This is a genomic window from Methanobrevibacter sp. (assembly GCF_017406825.1).
Taxonomy (GTDB): domain Archaea; phylum Methanobacteriota; class Methanobacteria; order Methanobacteriales; family Methanobacteriaceae; genus Methanocatella.
Genome location: NZ_JAFQXT010000011.1, coordinates 34,126 through 52,837 on the forward strand (window position 1 = coordinate 34,126; position 18,712 = coordinate 52,837).

20 protein-coding genes and 1 riboswitch are annotated in these 18,712 nt (G+C 34.5%); of the genes, 10 read left to right on the forward strand and 10 right to left on the reverse strand.

The genetic code is table 11. The annotated features are described in order from the left end of the window. Positions 1-75: 75 nt before the first annotated feature. Both IJF99_RS01885 and IJF99_RS01890 read left to right on the forward strand, forming a co-directional pair. Entirely contained in the window at positions 76-1,029 is a 954-nt protein-coding gene (locus tag IJF99_RS01885; RefSeq protein ID WP_292791320.1) for a hypothetical protein, read from the forward strand. Next, complete coding sequence (locus tag IJF99_RS01890; protein ID WP_292791322.1) at positions 1,016-1,870, forward strand: hypothetical protein; 855 nt, start codon at positions 1,016-1,018, stop codon at positions 1,868-1,870. The genes IJF99_RS01885 and IJF99_RS01890 overlap by 14 nt, the downstream gene beginning before the upstream one ends. Here the strand turns inward: IJF99_RS01890 and IJF99_RS01895 are convergent. The 4 genes from IJF99_RS01895 to IJF99_RS01910 are packed head-to-tail and all read right to left on the reverse strand — an operon-like array spanning position 1,867 to position 5,358. Then, on the reverse strand, positions 1,867-3,132 hold the full coding sequence (locus tag IJF99_RS01895) for a magnesium transporter (protein ID WP_292791325.1): 1,266 nt from the start codon (positions 3,130-3,132) through the stop codon (positions 1,867-1,869). The genes IJF99_RS01890 and IJF99_RS01895 overlap by 4 nt on opposite strands. Positions 3,133-3,164: 32 nt before the next feature. Beyond that, the gene (locus IJF99_RS01900) at positions 3,165-3,764 is read right to left on the reverse strand and encodes a potassium channel family protein (protein WP_292791327.1); all 600 of its coding nucleotides are present in this window, start codon (positions 3,762-3,764) and stop codon (positions 3,165-3,167) included. 11 nt (positions 3,765-3,775) lie between these two features. Then, positions 3,776-4,849, reverse strand: coding sequence for a precorrin-3B C(17)-methyltransferase (cobJ, locus tag IJF99_RS01905; protein WP_292791328.1), 1,074 nt, complete (start codon positions 4,847-4,849; stop codon positions 3,776-3,778). A gap of 8 nt (positions 4,850-4,857) precedes the next feature. Further along, positions 4,858-5,358, reverse strand: a complete 501-nt coding sequence (locus tag IJF99_RS01910; protein ID WP_292791331.1) for a hypothetical protein — start codon at positions 5,356-5,358, stop codon at positions 4,858-4,860. Positions 5,359-5,516: 158 nt separating this feature from the next. On the opposite strand from IJF99_RS01910, the gene IJF99_RS01915 reads away from it, so the two are divergent. Both IJF99_RS01915 and IJF99_RS01920 read left to right on the forward strand, forming a co-directional pair. Then, entirely contained in the window at positions 5,517-7,157 is a 1,641-nt protein-coding gene (locus IJF99_RS01915; RefSeq protein WP_292791334.1) for a DNA-directed DNA polymerase II small subunit, read from the forward strand. Between the two features lie 12 nt (positions 7,158-7,169). After that, the gene (locus IJF99_RS01920) at positions 7,170-7,742 is read left to right on the forward strand and encodes a class II aldolase/adducin family protein (protein WP_292791337.1); all 573 of its coding nucleotides are present in this window, start codon (positions 7,170-7,172) and stop codon (positions 7,740-7,742) included. Here the strand turns inward: IJF99_RS01920 and IJF99_RS01925 are convergent. Further along, the gene (locus IJF99_RS01925; RefSeq protein ID WP_292791340.1) at positions 7,739-7,903 is read right to left on the reverse strand and encodes a Met repressor; all 165 of its coding nucleotides are present in this window, start codon (positions 7,901-7,903) and stop codon (positions 7,739-7,741) included. The two genes, IJF99_RS01920 and IJF99_RS01925, sit on opposite strands and share 4 nt — an antisense overlap. A gap of 133 nt (positions 7,904-8,036) precedes the next feature. Here IJF99_RS01925 and IJF99_RS01930 point away from each other — a divergent pair, with 133 nt between their 5' ends. Beyond that, complete coding sequence (locus tag IJF99_RS01930) at positions 8,037-8,285, forward strand: UPF0147 family protein (RefSeq protein WP_292791343.1); 249 nt, start codon at positions 8,037-8,039, stop codon at positions 8,283-8,285. 18 nt (positions 8,286-8,303) lie between these two features. On the opposite strand, the gene IJF99_RS01935 is transcribed toward IJF99_RS01930, so the two are convergent. Both IJF99_RS01935 and IJF99_RS01940 read right to left on the reverse strand, forming a co-directional pair. After that, positions 8,304-9,317: a cobalt-precorrin 5A hydrolase gene (locus tag IJF99_RS01935; RefSeq protein WP_292791345.1), complete on the reverse strand. Its 1,014-nt coding sequence runs from the start codon at positions 9,315-9,317 to the stop codon at positions 8,304-8,306. Beyond that, entirely contained in the window at positions 9,314-10,342 is a 1,029-nt protein-coding gene (locus IJF99_RS01940) for a cobalamin biosynthesis protein (protein ID WP_292791347.1), read from the reverse strand. Before IJF99_RS01940 ends, IJF99_RS01935 begins: the two co-directional genes overlap by 4 nt. Before the next feature lie 62 nt (positions 10,343-10,404). On the opposite strand from IJF99_RS01940, the gene IJF99_RS01945 reads away from it, so the two are divergent. Both IJF99_RS01945 and IJF99_RS01950 read left to right on the forward strand, forming a co-directional pair. Next, a complete protein-coding gene (locus IJF99_RS01945; RefSeq protein ID WP_292791349.1) occupies positions 10,405-10,887 on the forward strand; it encodes a DUF2299 family protein in 483 nt (160 codons plus the stop codon). Between the two features lie 656 nt (positions 10,888-11,543). Beyond that, positions 11,544-12,710, forward strand: coding sequence for a Cdc6/Cdc18 family protein (locus IJF99_RS01950; protein WP_292791351.1), 1,167 nt, complete (start codon positions 11,544-11,546; stop codon positions 12,708-12,710). On the opposite strand, the gene pyrB is transcribed toward IJF99_RS01950, so the two are convergent. Next, on the reverse strand, positions 12,703-13,638 hold the full coding sequence (gene pyrB / locus IJF99_RS01955; protein ID WP_292791353.1) for an aspartate carbamoyltransferase: 936 nt from the start codon (positions 13,636-13,638) through the stop codon (positions 12,703-12,705). The genes IJF99_RS01950 and pyrB overlap by 8 nt on opposite strands. Further along, positions 13,639-14,499 (reverse strand): ATP phosphoribosyltransferase, encoded by an 861-nt coding sequence (hisG, locus tag IJF99_RS01960; protein WP_292791356.1) that lies wholly within the window; start codon positions 14,497-14,499, stop codon positions 13,639-13,641. Between the two features lie 240 nt (positions 14,500-14,739). Here hisG and IJF99_RS01965 point away from each other — a divergent pair, with 240 nt between their 5' ends. Together IJF99_RS01965 and IJF99_RS01970 are read left to right on the forward strand one after the other, a co-directional pair. Next, the gene (locus tag IJF99_RS01965) at positions 14,740-14,946 is read left to right on the forward strand and encodes a histone family protein (RefSeq protein WP_292791359.1); all 207 of its coding nucleotides are present in this window, start codon (positions 14,740-14,742) and stop codon (positions 14,944-14,946) included. Positions 14,947-14,987: 41 nt separating this feature from the next. Next, positions 14,988-16,292 carry an amidohydrolase family protein gene (locus IJF99_RS01970; RefSeq protein ID WP_292791411.1) on the forward strand — a complete coding sequence of 435 codons (1,305 nt, stop codon included), beginning with the start codon at positions 14,988-14,990 and terminating at the stop codon, positions 16,290-16,292. Here the strand turns inward: IJF99_RS01970 and tfrA are convergent. Further along, positions 16,285-17,928 (reverse strand): fumarate reductase (CoM/CoB) subunit TfrA, encoded by a 1,644-nt coding sequence (gene tfrA, locus IJF99_RS01975; RefSeq protein ID WP_292791361.1) that lies wholly within the window; start codon positions 17,926-17,928, stop codon positions 16,285-16,287. The genes IJF99_RS01970 and tfrA overlap by 8 nt on opposite strands. Positions 17,929-18,151: 223 nt before the next feature. Here tfrA and IJF99_RS01980 point away from each other — a divergent pair, with 223 nt between their 5' ends. Continuing rightward, positions 18,152-18,526, forward strand: a complete 375-nt coding sequence (locus tag IJF99_RS01980; RefSeq protein WP_292791364.1) for a DUF120 domain-containing protein — start codon at positions 18,152-18,154, stop codon at positions 18,524-18,526. Positions 18,527-18,568: 42 nt separating this feature from the next. Beyond that, positions 18,569-18,704, forward strand: a riboswitch (FMN riboswitch). Positions 18,705-18,712: the final 8 nt, after the last annotated feature.

An 18,712-nucleotide genomic window follows, 5' to 3' on the forward strand; every position in this document is an offset into this window, starting at 1 on the left:
ATTAACATGTATGTGAAAAATCATACTGTCGCACTTCGACAACTGATTTATAAATTACCGGCCAAATTTTAAAAAATGAAAAGAAAAAGACTGGACTCACAAGGAAATATACTAGTAGGAACAACGGCAATTCTAATTGTGTCACTATTGCTGATGGCAGTTTTTGTTATAACCGCGATAAATTTTATTCACAATTCAAATATTGATTCTGAAGCAAACGATAATTTCAAATATATTATAGACGACTATTCAAATAATCTGGAAATTTTAGGAAGGGATTCGATAGCTGAAGCAACACAGAAAGTATACAATGGCCTACCGGTCTTCAATAGTGAAGACCAAATCAAAAAGAATTTGAATAACCTTCTTGAAGATGAAAACAATGAATTTAAGGAGAAATATGACATTGACTTGTCCTCTGAGGTAATATCCGTCGAGCCAACGGACTCCCCCTGGAAAGTATTGTTCAAAGTTAAACTGAATGGTAAAAAAGGCAATGAGGAATTTTCACAGATTGTAGAAAGAAACGCTTCGATAGAAGGCTTAAGAGACCCTCTTCCTATTGCAAAGCTAACCATTGCATCCGGCGTTATGGCATATGATGATGAAATCCATTACAAGACCGCGCTGTCAGCTTATATGATTCTGCATAATTTGGATTCTCCGGAATCATACATTGAAGCTACAGCACCGTTATACATGAAAAAATGTCCTTATGACCCTTATATCCATCACGGCGATCCGGGCGTTTTGAAAGACTGTCTGGATAATGGATATTTCCACGAAAGCGCTGATGGAAGCTGTTACTTATGCAGACTGGAAGGAAAGGGAAAATGCCCCCATTATGGAATGGAAGTCTTCATTCAAACCCACACACCAATTAAAAACGAGTCATTGTCATGTTCCGACCATGTGGTGTTTGCAGACCACTACAACGGTGAAAAGATAAACCCTGACGATTGGGACAGTTTGATTTTGGATAATTCACACAGGAAAAAGTATGGGTTGAGCGCAAATGAAAGCTATTGAAATAAGTATAATTCTAATATTCATTCTGCTGATATTCGGTGCCGTTCTCACATCGATGGAAAAGTCAGCTGAAAAGGTTGTTGAAGCGGCAGAAACCGACAATATGGAAAAATTGACATCAGAAGCCCTTGACAATCTAATCAACAATCCTGGCATTCCGGACAATTGGAATGAAAATGGAAAAGGCACGCCAGGCCTTGCAATCGTTAATGATGATGGCCAGATTGTTCCAAACAGCGTTTCATATTCAAAATTAATAGCTCTCGGTAACGATTATGACAAGCTGATATATGAAAATTCATTTGATTCCAAAATTCACTCATCCATGGAACTAAAACCAAAGGACAGTATTGTTTCAAGTGTAAAAATTGGTGAGAACAATGAAGGCGAAAACATATTCTCGCTGACAAGACTTGTAAAATGTGACTTTTACAAAAGCTATTCACTTAAAGACTTTGAAAGTGAAGGGAAATGCAATAAACATCACAATCAAGATGAATACGGCTGCAATTACTTTAAAGTATTTGAAGCCAATCTAAAAAAGTCTGATTACTATCTATTGATAGATGACAGTGAAAAATACGACTTGTCATACATTGTCGATGAGACAAGTTTCGACAGTGCCGACTCTTGGAAAACCGCAATTTCGAATAGGATATATTTAAACGATGAAATTGAATTTTATGAGGATGATACCAGTGCAATAGTCTTTGTTCATCTTGATAAGCCAAATCCAAAAGCGTTGCTGGTATCCGTTCCGAATGATTTCGATAGGAATCTTTTAGAATATGATTACTTTCGCACAAACGATTGTGAATTCATATTGAAGGCATGGCATTAAATCAACGCGCCTAACAAAAGTAAAGAAACTGAAATCAATACCAAACTTGAAATTGAATCTGTAATGCTGGTTGAAATCGGAATTACAATGTTGTCAGGGTCAAGATTATTATTATATGAGGTTATTGAAACGTAATAAACAACAATCACCATGATTGCTACCAAAATCAGACCGGATAATGTAGATATCTCAATAATCTTATCAAATCCGACGCCGACCACTCCTAAAGCATAAGAGGATCCTTCAGCTAAAAATCCAATAATCGGGAAGATTATGATTGCCAGAATAAAACTTATCATGAAATTATGAACAGCTTCACCTTCGGGTTTTTTGAATGGTTCAACAAGACCTGAGTGAAGTCCTGATGATAATCTTGCTCCCAAAATACTGATTAGGCTTCCGCTTTCTCCTGAAAACAGTGGCAATAGGGTCAATAAACTTGGATTTGTAAGCAATGTTTCAACTGCAGAATTTAATATGCTTCCGGCTGCCCCTCCTAAAAAGGAACATAAAAGCAGTACTGGAGTTGACTGTTTTAAAATGGTGTTTGTTTCATAAGACAATCTATAACAGTATATGAAGCTTACAGCGACGACAATCAATATTATAAAAAGAATAGCGTCCTTAAAAATAAAATTAAAGTTTATTAATTGTAAGATAATTATTGATATGATAATTGCCGGCAATGTAAATAAATCTCCAAATGCGGCTATAATTGGACTGGTTATGTTATCCGGATCCCATCCATGTTCAAAACTTTTGAAGGAAACGAACATTGTGATAGGAAGCATGATTAGGTTTGAAATCAAACCTGCAATCACACAAATCAGCATGAAATCGATTAAGCTCATTGAAGGTTGATTTAGCAAAACACATAATATCTTAGCGATGACGGCTAAAAACAATGATAAAACCAGTGTTAGGACAAATGAAGAGAATATATTATGGTTTAGCTCTTCTGAAAATTCGAATTTCGCAGATATTATACCGATGTGCAAGTTGGTTGACAATCTTGAAGCAAAAGAACCGAAAATGTTTCCTCTCATTCCGATTGCTCCAGGAATAATCACCAATAGCCCTGGGAATGTTTCAAGGAAAAATGTCATCTTGCCCAGAATAATTCCTGCGCATAAATCTCCGACTGCACATATCAAAAGTGCAATTAGGCTTTCTCTTATGATGGAGCGGTGTTCTTCAACAAAATCAGGAAATGTTGAAATTACAGATAGTGGACTGCGAATCTTCTTCTGTTTGTCTTTCACACATATCACTACCCATAATCATTTTATCACGCTCAGTCTTCGTCTTCTAATTCTTCTGGAATATCTTCAAGTGAACAGGTTCCTGCGGCCAATTTTTCAAGTAAATCGGCTCCTTCATCTGTTCCTTTTAAAATTAAAGTATCTGCCGGTAAAAGCATTGTGCGTTTATCCGGTCCATATATCCATGATGTACCTCTTCTGATAGCAATTACTCTCATACCGGTACGATTTACTAATAATAAATCACCTAAAGTATTGTTTGCTAAATCTGAATTATCATTGATTGTAACTCTTACAATACTTTTATCAGATTCTTCCATAACCATTTTAAATACAGGGTGTGGTTTAAACCCGGTGATTACTAAATCAGCTAAATCTTTAGCTGCATTTGCTATACTTTCAGCGGCTTCAGCAATTTCAAGCAATGCTGTTAGTTTTTCAGCATCCTCATATGATCTTGCCGCTACCAGCGATTCTTTTTTGATTTCATAATTCATGGAGTTAACTTCATTTTCCAATGCGATAACTTCTTCAGCTGCTGCTTTACTATTGAATAAAATAGCTGAATAAGCCAAATCAACCATTAACTCCGACATATTTTTCATTTCTATTAAAAGGTTTTTAATTGACAATTCAAATTCCCCTAAAGATCATTTGGATTAGTTTTTAATAAACATGCTTTTCTAAGTTTCAATAAGGTTTTCTTTTTAGTTTTTAAATCTTCAACATCTTCGAGAATATTTTCCAAAGGCTCTCTTAAACATTCGACTGCTTCTTTTGTATGCAACCAATGACAGTTTGTACAGTTCCATACGCCTTTGCCTTTGATCCATTCTCCTCCAGTTGCTGAATCGCCGCATGGGTAAAATGGGCAATAGCAGAAATCGCAGTATTGGCCATCCCAGTGGCAGGGATAGAATTCACATTCCCTATTCGGTCCATGTGAAACTTCGCCATTCAAGAATTTTTCATAATGATTTTGTGATAACGGATGGATTTTAGACCTTATAACGTATCCTCTTGGTGTTATTAGCTTATCATCCTGAACGTAGGTTATATCATTTCCAACAATTAAGGTGCAGGACATGTTAACAAGGTCTTCTGTTAAATCCTTGATTTTAACTATTGTGGTTTTGGGAGGTTCATAGGTACTGTCAATAATGCCGATTAATGCGTTTTCACCTTTAATATCCAAAACACATTGCTTAAACCTTCGAAACGGTTCTTTACGTGTTTTACTTATAGGATTGTAGATTGCAACAATCAAATTAGCTTCAAGTGCGTGTTTTAACTTCTTCTCTATTTCGGATAATGGAGTTAAGATGTTACTTAAACTTATTGCTGCAAAATCATGTAAAGGAGCGCCTAAATGACTGGCAGCATAATTTAGTGCTGATACTCCCGGATAAACCTTGATTTCAACATCCTCATATTTGCTTACAATCTGATATAAAACGTTTGCCATTCCAAAGACCCCAGGGTCTCCGGAACTGATTAATGCAACAGTGCATCCTTCCTGGCTTTTCTCAATAGCGAATTCGGCTCTGGCTATCTCATCTCCCATGCCCTTTTTAACTATTTGCTTACCTTCAATTAAATCTTCAATTTGGTTAATGTATTTTTTATAACCAATGATGACATCGGACTCTTCAATAGCTCTTAGAGCTCCTAAAGTCATGTTATCTCTATTTTGACCTATTCCTATTACATTAATCATTTATATCACTAGTACAATTTTAAAATAGATGTGATTGCTAATGTATTTTCATCTACCCTCAAACCATTTTCCTTGAAAGATGCCTGCGCTGTAGCTATTACTTTATATGACGGATCCTGGCTGATAACAATCTGACCGGAAGTTGATTTAGGTGAAGCGTAACCCAGCGCTTCAATATTTACGGTTATATTTTCATTGTCATCAGTGTCATCAAATGTTGTAATGTTCATTGAATTGATATTTACGCCATCTACCTGCGATAGCGATTCCATCTTAAGCGCCACATCCTTTTTATTTGAAATATTGACAGGAGTAGGGTCTTTTATTAAAACATCATTTACTTTTTCAGGATTGAAGAAATCTTGAATTTTAGAAATTTGCATATCTATCAATCCCTGAACGTTAGGAGCTTCAGCTGTAACGATAGTATATGAACTAAAAAGACCTAATTCGAAAAATACAATGAATAACACTACTATTAATACGATTCTAAGTATTTTACTTGCCATTTTATCACTATCATTAATCTCTTAAATACAGATTATATAATATGTTAAAATATATGTCTAATATATAATAAATATAACCCAAATTACGTTTTGAAATTAATATTGTTTTTCCAAATTCTCAAAGTTTATTAATATAAAAAAATAAAATTTTTATCAATATGTCAACTAATAAAATTCTATTAAAATTTGCAAAAAAAGGAATAAACCTATCACCTGAAGCTTATGATAAAGTCATTAATGCAGAAAATCCTATAAACTTTGCATCTTCTTTAATAGTTAAATTAAAAAGTGATAAATTTACTTCAAAAGACTTAGTATCAGTTAGTGGTGAAACCATCGATGAAATACTGGGCAATAAAACAAGTGAAAATAAAAGCACTTTAACTGAAAATGAAACTCCTAAAACAGTTGATAAAACACCACAAAATGAAAAAAGTTCTCAAAAGCCTTCTTCAATAGATACGCTTAAAAAAGAAAGTGATAAACCTGAAAAATATGTTAATGAAGTAATTCAAGAAGCTTCTGAAACTATTAAAGACACTAAAATCAAATTTAAACGAAACGAGCAAAAAACTAATGTCAAATATGATTTTAAAGTTATACAGGACACAAGTAAAAAATCATACACAAGTGGAGAGCTCGAAAACCTGATTGCCTATTTCAGAAGCAGATACGAAAAACTGGCAAAAATCCTGTCAAGAAGACCCGAACTTAGAAACTACACTAAAATCGCTGATATCGATGACGGAATGGAAAGTTTAAGTTTGATATTGATGGTTCGTGAAATCAGATCAAGTAAAAACGGTCATAAAATCGTGGAATTCGAGGACGACACCGGAAACATGTCCATCCTATTTTCAAACAAAAACGAACAGTTATTTGCCGAAGCCGAAAAACTTGTCAAAGATGAGGTTGTAGGAGTTATCGCAAATAAAAGTGAAGATTCAAGATTTGCATTCGGCCAGGAAATCATAAACCCGGGTGTTATGAGCGTTCCGGAAAAGAAAATGGATTTCGGTATTGTATTCCTATCAGATGTCCACATAGGCAGCTTGACATTTCTTGAAGACGCATTCCAAAGATTTATCGACTGGATTAACTGTGAACAGGGTACTGAAGAGCAAAGAAAAGTTGCTGAAGATGTCAAATATCTGATAATAGGCGGAGATATTGTGGACGGTATTGGAGTGTATCCGAATCAGGATAAGGAACTTGTAATTAAAGACATTACCGAACAATATAACGAGGCAGCCAGATTTTTAGGAAACATAAGAAGTGATATTAAAATCATAATCGCTCCCGGAAACCACGATGCATCAAGAGTGGCAGAACCTCAGCCAGCCGTGCCGGAAGAATATGCAAAAGCCTTATACGAACTTGATAATGTGGAATTCATTTCAAATCCTGGTGTGGTTTCACTTGACGGAATCAATGTTTTGATTTACCACGGACGCAGCTTTGACGATATGGTAATGGCAGTGAAACAGTTCACCTATGAAAAGAATGATGAAATAATGCAGGAATTACTAGAAAAAAGACTTTTAGCACCGCTTTATGGTGAAAGAACTCCGCTTGCATCAGAACTTGAAGATTATCTTGTTATTGATGAGGTTCCTGATGTCCTACACACAGGCCACGTTCACGTTAACAGCTACAGAAAATACAAGGGAGTGCATCTAATTAACTCAGGTACTTTCCAGACTCAAACCGAGTTCCAAAAAATTTATAATATTGAACCTACTCCTGCTGAAGTTCCTATACTTCATAAAGGAAAATATAAACACTTCAAATTCATATAAGAGGTTAATTTAATGAAAAAAAATGTTGCTGAAATAATCAGCGTTTGTAATGAAATTTATGACAAGGGCCTTGTTTCAGGCAAGGCCGGAAATGTAAGCGCAAGATTTGGAAATGTGGTTGCAATCACACCCACTTTAAAATCATTATCAAACCTTGACGAGGAAGATATCGTGTTGGTCAATATGGATGCAGAGGAGTTGACCAAAGGCAAACCCTCTTCCGAAGTCAACATGCACTTGGAGATATATAAAAAGAGATCAGATGTCAAAGCAATTGTCCATACCCATTCCCCTTATGCAACAGGCTTTGCTTTTTCAGATAAAAAACTCAAAAGACTGGAAGGTTTTGGAGAAATAAAAAATCCTTATTTGCCTTTCATTGAATATGAAAAGCCAGGAAGCAATGAGCTTGCAAAAAGCGCTGTTGAAGGACTTGGCGATGAAGACGTGTTAATATTGAAAAATCATGGTGTGGTTTGCGTCAGTGACGAGTTAAAAGAAGCTATGCTTCTTGCAGTTTTTGTTGAAGAAACTGCAAAAACTCAATTCATTTCATTAATGCTGAATTCAACTGAAGATGATTAGTCTTCTTCAATTAAATCTCTTTTATTTCTGTTGACTAATCCTTCTTCAATCATTTTAATTATTAATCCTGATAGAGAAGTATCTTCATCAATTGCTAATTTTTTTAACTCTTTTTTTAAATCTACAGGTAAGTTTATTGTTGTTTTGCTTTTATCAGACATGTATAATAATTCAATTTAATTAAATATAAATTTTTCTACATAATACCAAAAAGTATTTAAATTGATTGGTAACAAATATTTATCTAATAGTTATCTTACTTTTTTTAATCAATTTTATTATGGAGGGAATCTAATGAGTAATCAAGCAATTGAAGAAGTATGTGAAATACTTAACTATATTTCAGATAACAATACTGTTCCTCGTAATATTAGAGAAGCAGCAAGTCAATCTTCAGATTTACTAAAAGATGAAGAACAAGATCAATCAGTGAGGATAAGTACAGTCCTTGGAAAATTAGATGAAATCAGTAATGATCCTAATATTCCTGTTCACGCAAGAACTTTAATTTGGGAAGTTCTTTCAAAATTAGAAGCTATTTAAATAGCTTTTACTCTTTTTTCATTTTGAAATCGCTACGGCTATTGTAACACCATCGTATGATGTCTTTTTATAAATCAGCTTTGAATCATATCCTGCCATAATCAGCGCTGAAGGTTCACAAACTCCATAAATACCGAATTTTGAATATACAAAATCTGATTTTGCAACATCGCTTGATTCAAACATTTTCAGCTTATCGAGCTCGACAAATTTAACAGGTATATCAAGATTTTCGGATAATTCCAAAATACCATTTTCATCCTTTTTTATTTCAGCCGAAGCTAAAAGATTCACTCTTGAAGATGATATTTTTAATTCTTCTAAAGATTTGGCAAATCCATCATATATTTTTTCATACTCCTTATCACGTCTGCAGCCGATTCCGACAACTATTTTTTTCTCCTTAAGAATCAGTTCATGTTCATCCAGGCTGACAATTACTTCATCGGGATCTGCTTTTGATGAATAAATAATGGATATGTTGATTTCACGGTCGTTGTTGCTCAAATATTCAATCAGATAGTCAAAATTTTTATTCGGATTTACCGTCAGCAAAATCTCTCGACCTTCTAAAATTGATTTGTTGAAATGTAAAATCTCTTCAGGATTCTTAATAGACAAATATAAGTCCCGAGCTAAAACATCAATTCCTAACTTGTTATTCACATCCGTTGATGTTGTGATAACCGGTGTTGCATTAATCAACTCGGCGATTTTATTTGTAAGTTCATTGGCACCGCCAAGATGGCCTGAAAGTGATGAAATCACAAATTTTCCATTGTCATCTATATTAACAACGGCAGGATCTGTTGTTTTACTTTCGACTAATGGGGCGATGGATCTTATTAGAATTCCAGAAGCCATAATAGCTATTATTGCATCATATTCATAAAACAAAATTGGAAAATACTTTTTAACATTTTTATGGTATAAATCACATTTTATTATTGTTGAATCCGAATCCAATTTTTCCTTCAAGTCAAAAGCAAGTTTTTGACCTTTATCTGACACAGAAATTATAGCAATTCTCATAATATCCCAAATAATAAAGCGAATAATAAAATTATTGTTATTGTATATAATATGATTGTTGTTTTTGATAGTTTGACGGCCTTTGAAATGTCATCCGCTGTTATATCTTTATTGTCATCACCTAAAATATAAGTTTCTTTTTTGATTAATTGGATGTTTAGAGCTCCTGCAGTAGTTGCCATTGTGTATCCTGAATTTGGGGAAGGACATTTTCTGGCATCTCTCATCATGATTTTATATGCATTTTTCCCGTCAAGACCAAGCAGATATGCTGAAAATACTACAAAAATGCCTGAAATCCTGGCCGGTATATAATTCAATACGTCATCTATTTTTGCAGGAAAATAACCGATATAGGATAATTCCTCGCTTTTATAACCAAGCATTGCATCCATGGTATTTGAAATTCTATAAAACATAGGTATCAGCAATAAATAAAAGAGACTGTTATCAATCGGATAATGTAATATTATCAATCCGAAAATGAAATAATAAAAGACAGGTGCGACATATGAATCTGTTATATTTTCAGTGAGACTTTCAATTGTTGCAGATACAATGAATGATTCTGTCAGCTCTTCAGTATCACGACTCACCAGATAGGACACCAGTTTCCTGGCTTTTTCTATACTGTCATCCAATGCCTTTTTCACGTCGATTGCTGTTTGAATTAACATTTTGACAGAAAACGTTGAAGACAGAAGTATTGAGAATATGATGAACAATATGATTCCATTCAATGAAGAAAACAAATAAATTATATATAAAATAACGCTTGAAACCGCACAAACGCCGATTACAACCAATAGTCCTGAGAGCCTGTTTTTCATTTCAATAAAGAGTTTTTTGAAAAAATCAATCAATGATCCTATAATCACCACAGGATGAATTCTTGTTGGCAGCTCTCCGAATATAACGTCTATTGCCAATGACAACACTAATGCTGAAACAATGAAAATAAACAATTCCATTGATGTCAATTTTAATCCTATGATATCATTTACAATGCCATTATATTCAATCATAGTTTAATATATATAATAAAAAAATAAATAATTTATTATAAATTTTTTTAAAAGATGATACTATGGGCATTGAAGAAAATGTAAAGCAATGGTTATCCGATGAGGATTTGTTAAGAGAAGTCAAATATGACGAAAATGCTGATTTCCATTTTATCGTAGAATTTCCAAAAGATAACATTATGGATGTTGTCAAACCTGAAGGAAAAGACTGCATTGTGATTGCATGCGCTACTCAGGTTGCTCCCGAACACATGAATTTGATGAGACAAGCCGACAGCATGACCCAGAAGGATTTCATAATGGCATTGAACTTCGGTTTAAACAGTTTCATGGTAGATTTCGAGCTGAAAGTTTCAAATGATATTTTGCAGCAGTTTGTTGTTACAGATCAAATCTTTGAAGATGGTTTGACTAAAAATGAATTGATAAAAACCATTAAAAAAGTTTTCAAATCAAAATTACACTGTATCTGGTTAATCGACCAGAAATTTGGCAGACCCATCGTTAATGTTAATCCCTCCAATGAAAACGACATGTTCATTTAGAGAGGGAGAGATATGTTTCAAGTGTAAACATTTCACGGATACTTTAGGAATGAAGGGGTGTATTTCCACTGTAAACAGTTGAAATTAATCTCCCTCATTATCGACCATTTCCTGATTTGGGAAATATTTTTTATTTTTAATTTTTTTGATGAATCTCGTTTTTCATCCATTTAAGTTACACTTGAAATTGACCCCTCGATTTTGGTTTTTTTCAAAATTACATTACACTTGAAATGGACCTCTCTGTCTTTAGTATTACTCATGAAAATTTTTTTTGAAATTTTCCTTTTTAGGCCTTTTCAGCACTTCAAAATTTATATTTTTTCCAAATATTTACACTTGAAATTGTTATCTTATATTTGAAATTGTACTATTTCATATTTATTTTTAAATTAGATTACATTATCCTAAAATCAAAATGGATTTATAAATACTGTTTTTTATTTCATTATCGATTTTATATTCATCAATTTTAATTTTCAATGCTTTTTATTAAAATAAATTTTTACCAAAAAAGCAATTTTCATACTTTTACATCAATTTGTAATAAAAACCTTTATTAAATACCTATTTTATATTATTAACACTGGAAATTATACTTATTGTAAATTTATAATTTTATGTCAATTGGTAATAATTATTTTTAAGGTGAGATTATGGCAAACATTTTTGAAGATGAAAGTCTGTTCGGAGGTCGTCGTCAGAATAATATTTTCAAAGACAAGAAACCTCTCGATCATAGATTTTTGCCTGACAAGTTAGTACACAGAGATGAACAAATACGTGAAATTGCAAAAAATTGGGTTGATGCTTTAGATGGTGTGACACCTTCTAACATGACTCTCTACGGTAAGACAGGAACAGGAAAAACCGCTGCATCAAAATTTGCACGGGAACAACTTATTGAAGCTGCAAGCAATGAAAACGCCTTCGTTAAAGTTGAACATATCAGATGTACAGATTTCACAACCGAATATCAGGTTATTGCAGAATTATGTAACAGGCTTGGACGTGACGTACCTAGCCGTGGATGGACCAAAGGAGAAATTGTAAACGCATTCAGAGACCTGTTTCGAACAAACGCATTCGGTAAGAAATTGCTTCTGATTGTTATTTTAGACGAAATCGATATTCTGCTTGACAAGGACGGTGACGGAATACTGTATACACTAACCAGAACAAACAATGTTGCAGTATTGTCAATCAGTAACTATCTTGATTTTAAAAATTTAATCAAATCAAGAGTGACAAGCAGTTTAAATGATAAGGAAATAGTCTTTCCACCTTATGGTGCAGATCAGCTGGCTGATATATTATCTGAAAGGGCAGCATTATCATTCAATGAAGGTGTTTTGGATGATGATGTGATTCCGTTATGCTCTGCAATGGCCGCTAAGGAAGAAGGTGATGCAAGATACGCTTTGGATTTGCTTAAAAACGCTGGTGAATTGGCTTATGATGACGCATCAGAAAAAGTCACAAGCGAATATGTAAAAAGGGCTAAGGACAGAATTGAACACAATAAAGTCAGTGAAATTTTATCCACATTACCTCTTCAGCAACAAAGGCTTCTTGAAGCTATTTTAACATTAACCAAGCAAAAAGAGGAAATAACTTCAGGAAAACTTTACGAATCATACACAGATATTTCCAAAGGCGATGCCGTGACATATAGAAGAATCTTTGATTTTATCAATGAACTTGAATTGTTAGGTATTATCTCAACCAATACCATTTCACGCGGCCGTGGAAAAGGAAGAACTAATATAATCAAACTCCAATGCGATGAAACTTTACTTGAAACAGCCCTCTATACTATTTAGGGTTGTTTTTTATTAATGTTTTTAAAATTGCCATTCTCACTGGAACCGCATTGGCTGCCTGAACGAAATACTTATTGTATTTGGTATCATCAACATCCGTGTCTATTTCATCGATTCTAGGCAATGGATGCATCACGATTAAATCTTTTCCTTCCAACATTTTTTTGTTTATTATATATGCACCCTTGATTTTCAAATAATCTTCAATGTCAATGAAACGCTCTTTTTGGATTCTGGTAACGTATAAAACGTTTACATCATCAATGACTTCACTGATATTATCCGCCACGACATATTCCACATTAGTTTTGTTTAGATCATGGAGAATTTCCTGAGGCATTCTAAGTTCCGGTGGGGATACCAGGTATATTTTAATGTTTTTGAAAAGGCCCAATGCATTTGACAATGAATGCACGGTACGACCGTATTTCAAATCTCCAATCAAGGCGATTTTTAAATCATCGATTTTTCCTATTTCTTTTTTGATTGTGTATAGGTCCAGCAATGTTTGTGTTGGATGTTGACCTGCACCGTCACCGGCATTGATAACAGGAACATCAACGATGTCTGATATGAATTTTGATACTCCTTCAAGCTCATGCCTTATTACTAACGCATCGCAATAGCCTTCAAACATTTTTGCGGTATCGGCAATGCTTTCACCTTTAGAAACGGAACTGGATCCGCTGTTTTCAAAACCTATTCCATCTCCACCCAGTCTTTTAATCGCTGTTTCGAATGACATTTTTGTCCTTGTTGATGGTTCAAAAAACATTAGACCGAGGAGTTTACCTTTCAATTCTTCAGAAACTTCTTTAGATTGAGCAATATCTTCTAATTTTGCCGCTTCATCAAGAATATATTCGACATCTTCCCTTTCAAAGTCCTTTATTGAAATTATGTTTTTTAATTTGAAAATTTTAATCACCTATATGATTCTTTCAATTGGAACAACTAGAATATCGCGTGCACCTGCAGTTCTCAGGTCATTGACAAGTTCAAAAACTTGTTTTTCATCAATTACTGCTTGTACAGCAACTGTTTTTTGGTCGGATAACACTTCTGATATTGTTAAACCACCCATTGAAGGCATCACCTGTTTAACATTATCCAAATCATTTTCATAGACGTTCATCATGATTAATTTTTTCCTATCCGCATCAAGCACACCTTTTATACTTGTACTGACGGATTCAATCAATTCCTTTTTCTCATTAAAACTGTCATGATTTGCAATGAGCTTTATTGTACTGTTTAGGATTATATCGATTATTTCCAAATGGTTCATTTTAAGTGTTGTGCCTGTACTGGTCAAATCTGTAATCAAATCGGCAATACCAATGAAAGGAGCCGCTTCAGTGGACCCGCTTAATTTAACGATTTTAAGGTTTAAACCCTTTTCCTCTAAATATTTTTGTGTTAAGACAGGAAATTCAGTTGCCACTTTCATGTCATCCTTAATGTCATCTACACTGTTAATATTTGATTCTTCTGGAGCTGCTAAAACAAGTTTTGTTTGTCCGAATTTTAAATCAAGCAATTCCAGTACTTCTGCTTCGCTTTCTTTAATTAAATCCACACCTGTTATTCCCATATCAGCAACACCATCATTGACAAATTCAGGAATATCGGATGCTCTGGCAAACATTACTTCTATATTTTCATTAAATGTTTTAGAAATTAATTTACGATTATTTTTATCTATTAATCCTAATCCTGCTTTTTCTAAGATGTTTATTGAAGGCTCACTTATTCTTCCTTTGGAAGGAACAGCAATTTTTATTTTCATCATTATCTTCTCAAATTTATTTTCTTATATTAATATTTAAATTATATTATTAATATTTTTCATTGATGAATATTAAAATTATTACTTTTAATTCTAAATTTTAGAATTATAACATAACTAATCTTGAAATATGGCATAATTTAGCACAATATTTAAATATTAAGATATCTTATATCTTATTTAACTTATTATTAATTCATATTAATCATAAGTTAAAATTGAATTTTGTGAGGTGAAAATATGTCTGAAATACCAAAAGCTCCTATCGCAAGAATCATTAAAGAAGCTGGCGCAGAAAGAGTTAGTGATGATGCAAAAGCAGCATTAGCAGATTACTTAGAAGAAGTAGCTCGTGACGTTGCTAAAGAAGCAAACAGTGTTGCTAAAATCGCTAAACGTAAAACTGTTAAAGCTGACGATATTAAATTAGCTATCAAAAACTTATAAATAGTTATAGCTATTTCTTTTTTTTATTTTTTAAAGGTGTTATTATGGATAATACTATTTTGATTAAAAACGCATTAATTTTAAATCCGAACAATTTTGAAAACAAGAAACAATCTTTATTAATTAAGGATGATTTGATCGCTGAAATTTCCGATGAGATTGACGATGGCAACGTCGATAAAATCATCGATGCGGAAGGCAAAATTTTACTTCCCGGATTAGTAAATACTCATACTCATTTATCAATGACATTATTTAGAGGTCTTGCCGACGATTTAAGTTTGGACAGCTGGTTAAATGATCATATTTGGCCTATGGAAGCCAATCTAAATGGTGATTATTGTTATATAGGTGCTCTTTTAGGGGCAGTCGAATTAATTAAATCAGGAACAACAACATTTTCAGACATGTATTTTTACATGGAAGATGTGGCACGTGCAGTTGATGATGCAGGCATTAGGGCAGTATTATCATATGGAATGATTGATTTTGGCGATGCTGAGAAAAGAGAAGCCGAAATCAAGGAGAACTTGGCATTGTACAATGCCTGCAATGGCATGGCAGATGGAAGGATCAAGGTATTTTTCGGTCCCCATTCTCCGTATACAGCATCCGAAGAACTGCTTATTAAGGTACGTGAATTGGCCGACGAATACAATATGGGAATCCATATACATGTTTCCGAAACTCAAAAGGAAATCAATGACAGTTTAGATGAAAAAGGCTTAAGGCCATTTGAATATTTGGAAAAAATCGGCTTTTTAGGGCCTGATGTTGTTGCAGCACACTGCGTATGGCTAAGCGATGATGAAATTGAAATAATTAAAAAGCACGGCGTTAAAGTTTCCCACAACCCATGCAGTAACATGAAATTGGCTTCAGGAATTTCACCTGTTTCCAAATTGATGGAAAATGACATCTGTGTTTCAATAGGTACTGATGGTGCTTCTTCAAACAATAATCTGGATTTGATTGAAGAATTAAAAACCGCCAGTCTGCTTCAAAAGGTTTCCACACTCGACCCTAAGGTTTTAAATTCAGACGAAGCCATTGAAATGGCTACCATAAAAGGTGCTGAAGCTTTAGGTTTAAGTGATGAAATCGGCTCTATAGAAGTAGGTAAAAAGGCCGATATTATTTTAATCGATACCAATTGCGCCAACATGGTTCCGGACAGTTCATCTTTAAGTTCCAATGTTATTTACTCTGCAAACGGTTCAAATGTTGATACCACCATCTGCAATGGTAAAATATTAATGGAAAATAAGAAATTAACCACTTTAGACGAAGATGAAATCTATGCGAGAGCCAAACAAGCTATTAAAGAATTGAAAGAAGCTATCTAGCTTCAAATTCAATTTTATTTTTATTTATTATTATACTCTTTTTCCATTCGTCCTTGGTTTCGGGGAAATCAGATCTGAAGTGTGCGCCACGGCTTTCCCTACGCAATATTGCTGATTTCACGGTCAAAATGCAGATTTCAACCATATTTATTACTTCCAAGGCGGTTAACAAATCATCATTATATTGAATTTTATCGCTGACGTCTAAGTTATTGAGTTCCTTTTGCATTTCCTGAAGTTCTTTTAGGGCTTCGTTCAATGTTTTCTCTTCACGTACAATAGCTACCTTTTCCCACATCAGTGTTTTTATTCTGTTTTTGAATTCCTGTGGCTTGATTGTACCTTTTTTGATTAGACCTTCAATTCTTGATGCTTCCTCGTTAACTTGCTCTTCGTTTGTTTTTAGGTCGGTGGTTTTGCAGGCTTCAGCGGCGCTGACACCGGCGATTTTACCGAACACTTGTGTATCGGCCAATGCGTTACCGCCCAAACGGTTTGCTCCGTGAACTCCACCACAGACTTCTCCGGCTCCAAACAGGTTTTTAAGTGAACTTGATGCATCAGCGTTTATTTTCAAACCGCCCATGAAGTGATGTGCGGTCGGTGCCACTTCTATCGGGCCATGCTTGATGTCTACGCCGACATTTTCAAACTGCAAAACCATTGTTTCAAGCTTTTCATCAATGTAATCGTCATCAAGGTGTGAAATGTCAAGGTATACTCCGCCGTTTTCAGTTCCTCTTCCTTCAATTATTTCCTGATAGATTGACCTGGCAACAACGTCACGTGTAGCCAGTTCCATTTTTTCAGGGGCGTATTTGCTCATGAATCTTTCGCCTTCGCTGTTAATGAGCTTTCCACCTTCAGCCCTCACCGCTTCAGTTACAAGCACACCTTTTTTGGATTCGGGCGCCACCATTCCTGTCGGGTGGAACTGAATCTGTTCCATATCAACCAGATTTGCTCCGGCACGGTATGCCATTGCATATCCGTCTCCGTTCTTTTGGAAGGTGTTGGATGTTACAGGGTATAATTGTCCGGCTCCTCCACTTGCAAGGATTACGGATTTTGCCTTAAAGTAAATCAGGCTGGAATCCTTTAGGTCAAGACCGGTTGCACCGATTACCTGGTCTTCAACAGTTACCAGTGAGGTAATCATTACCTCTTCAATGCATTCGATATCTCTTTTGATGATTTCCTCTTTAAGAGCGTTCAAGAGTTCCGCACCGGTTCTGTCTCCCTGATAACAGGTTCGTCTGTAGGTTTGTCCTCCAAATGGCCTTTGATCTATCTGGCCTGATTCCTGCCTGTCGAAGAGTGCACCGTAGTTTTCAAGGTCAATCAGTCTTTTTGGAGATTCATTAACAAGTATTTCAACCAGTTCTTTGTCGTTCAGATAGCTTCCGCCCTTCAAAGTGTCGAAGATATGGGCGTCTATGGAATCGTCCTTGTCAACGGTTTTGAATACTGCATTGTATCCTCCTTCTGCCATTCCGGTACAGCCGGACCTGAATGATAGACCTTTTGACACGATTATTGCTTTTAAGCCAGCATCATCAACTTCAATGGCTGCTCTTGAACCCGCTCCACCAGATCCAATAATCAATACATCTGTTGAGATAGTTTTAATTTTCATTTCAATTACCCTGTATAAATTTGTTATCAGTATTACTTTGTGATTTAATAATTAAATAAATTTCTTAAAAATATTTATTAACTAAAATCTAGTAATCATAGTAATGTATCTATATTTCTTAATCCAAATCTAGATATTATATTTTATAATTTTATTAAATTGAAATCACGGTTAAATTTTAATATTATTTTTAATCATGTGTAATTTAATTAGAGGTTATTCAATGAAAATTGAGGGTGAAGTTACTACCGGTTTGGGCAAAGCCGCATTTTTCCTTTCACAGGAATTTTACACAAAAGAGTTCATGAAGAATTTGGGGTTCATCCCGTACCCGGGAACATTGAATGTTGTCGTCGACGATAAATATTTGGATGAAATCAACGGGATTAAAAATTCCTGTCAAAATTTAATCAAACCGGATGAAGGATTTGGCGCTGTAAAATATATCGAAGCTACTTTGAATGATGAAATTAGCGGAGCAATTGTATTTCCGGCCAAAACCACTCATGAAGAAAATTATCTTGAATTCATAGCCGAAAGCAAATTGCGGGATGAATTGGATCTTGAAGATGGTGACATCGTATTTTTGGAATTTTGATTTCTACCCAAAAGTATTTTATACATAATGAATATATTTTTTAATACGTTCTCAGGGCGGGGTGGAATTCCCCACCGGTGGTGATTTTTAATAAAAATAAGTCCACGAGCACGATTGAAGTGTTGATTTGGTGAGATTCCAAAACCGACGGTGACAGTCCGGATGGAAGAGAAGTAATAGTATTTT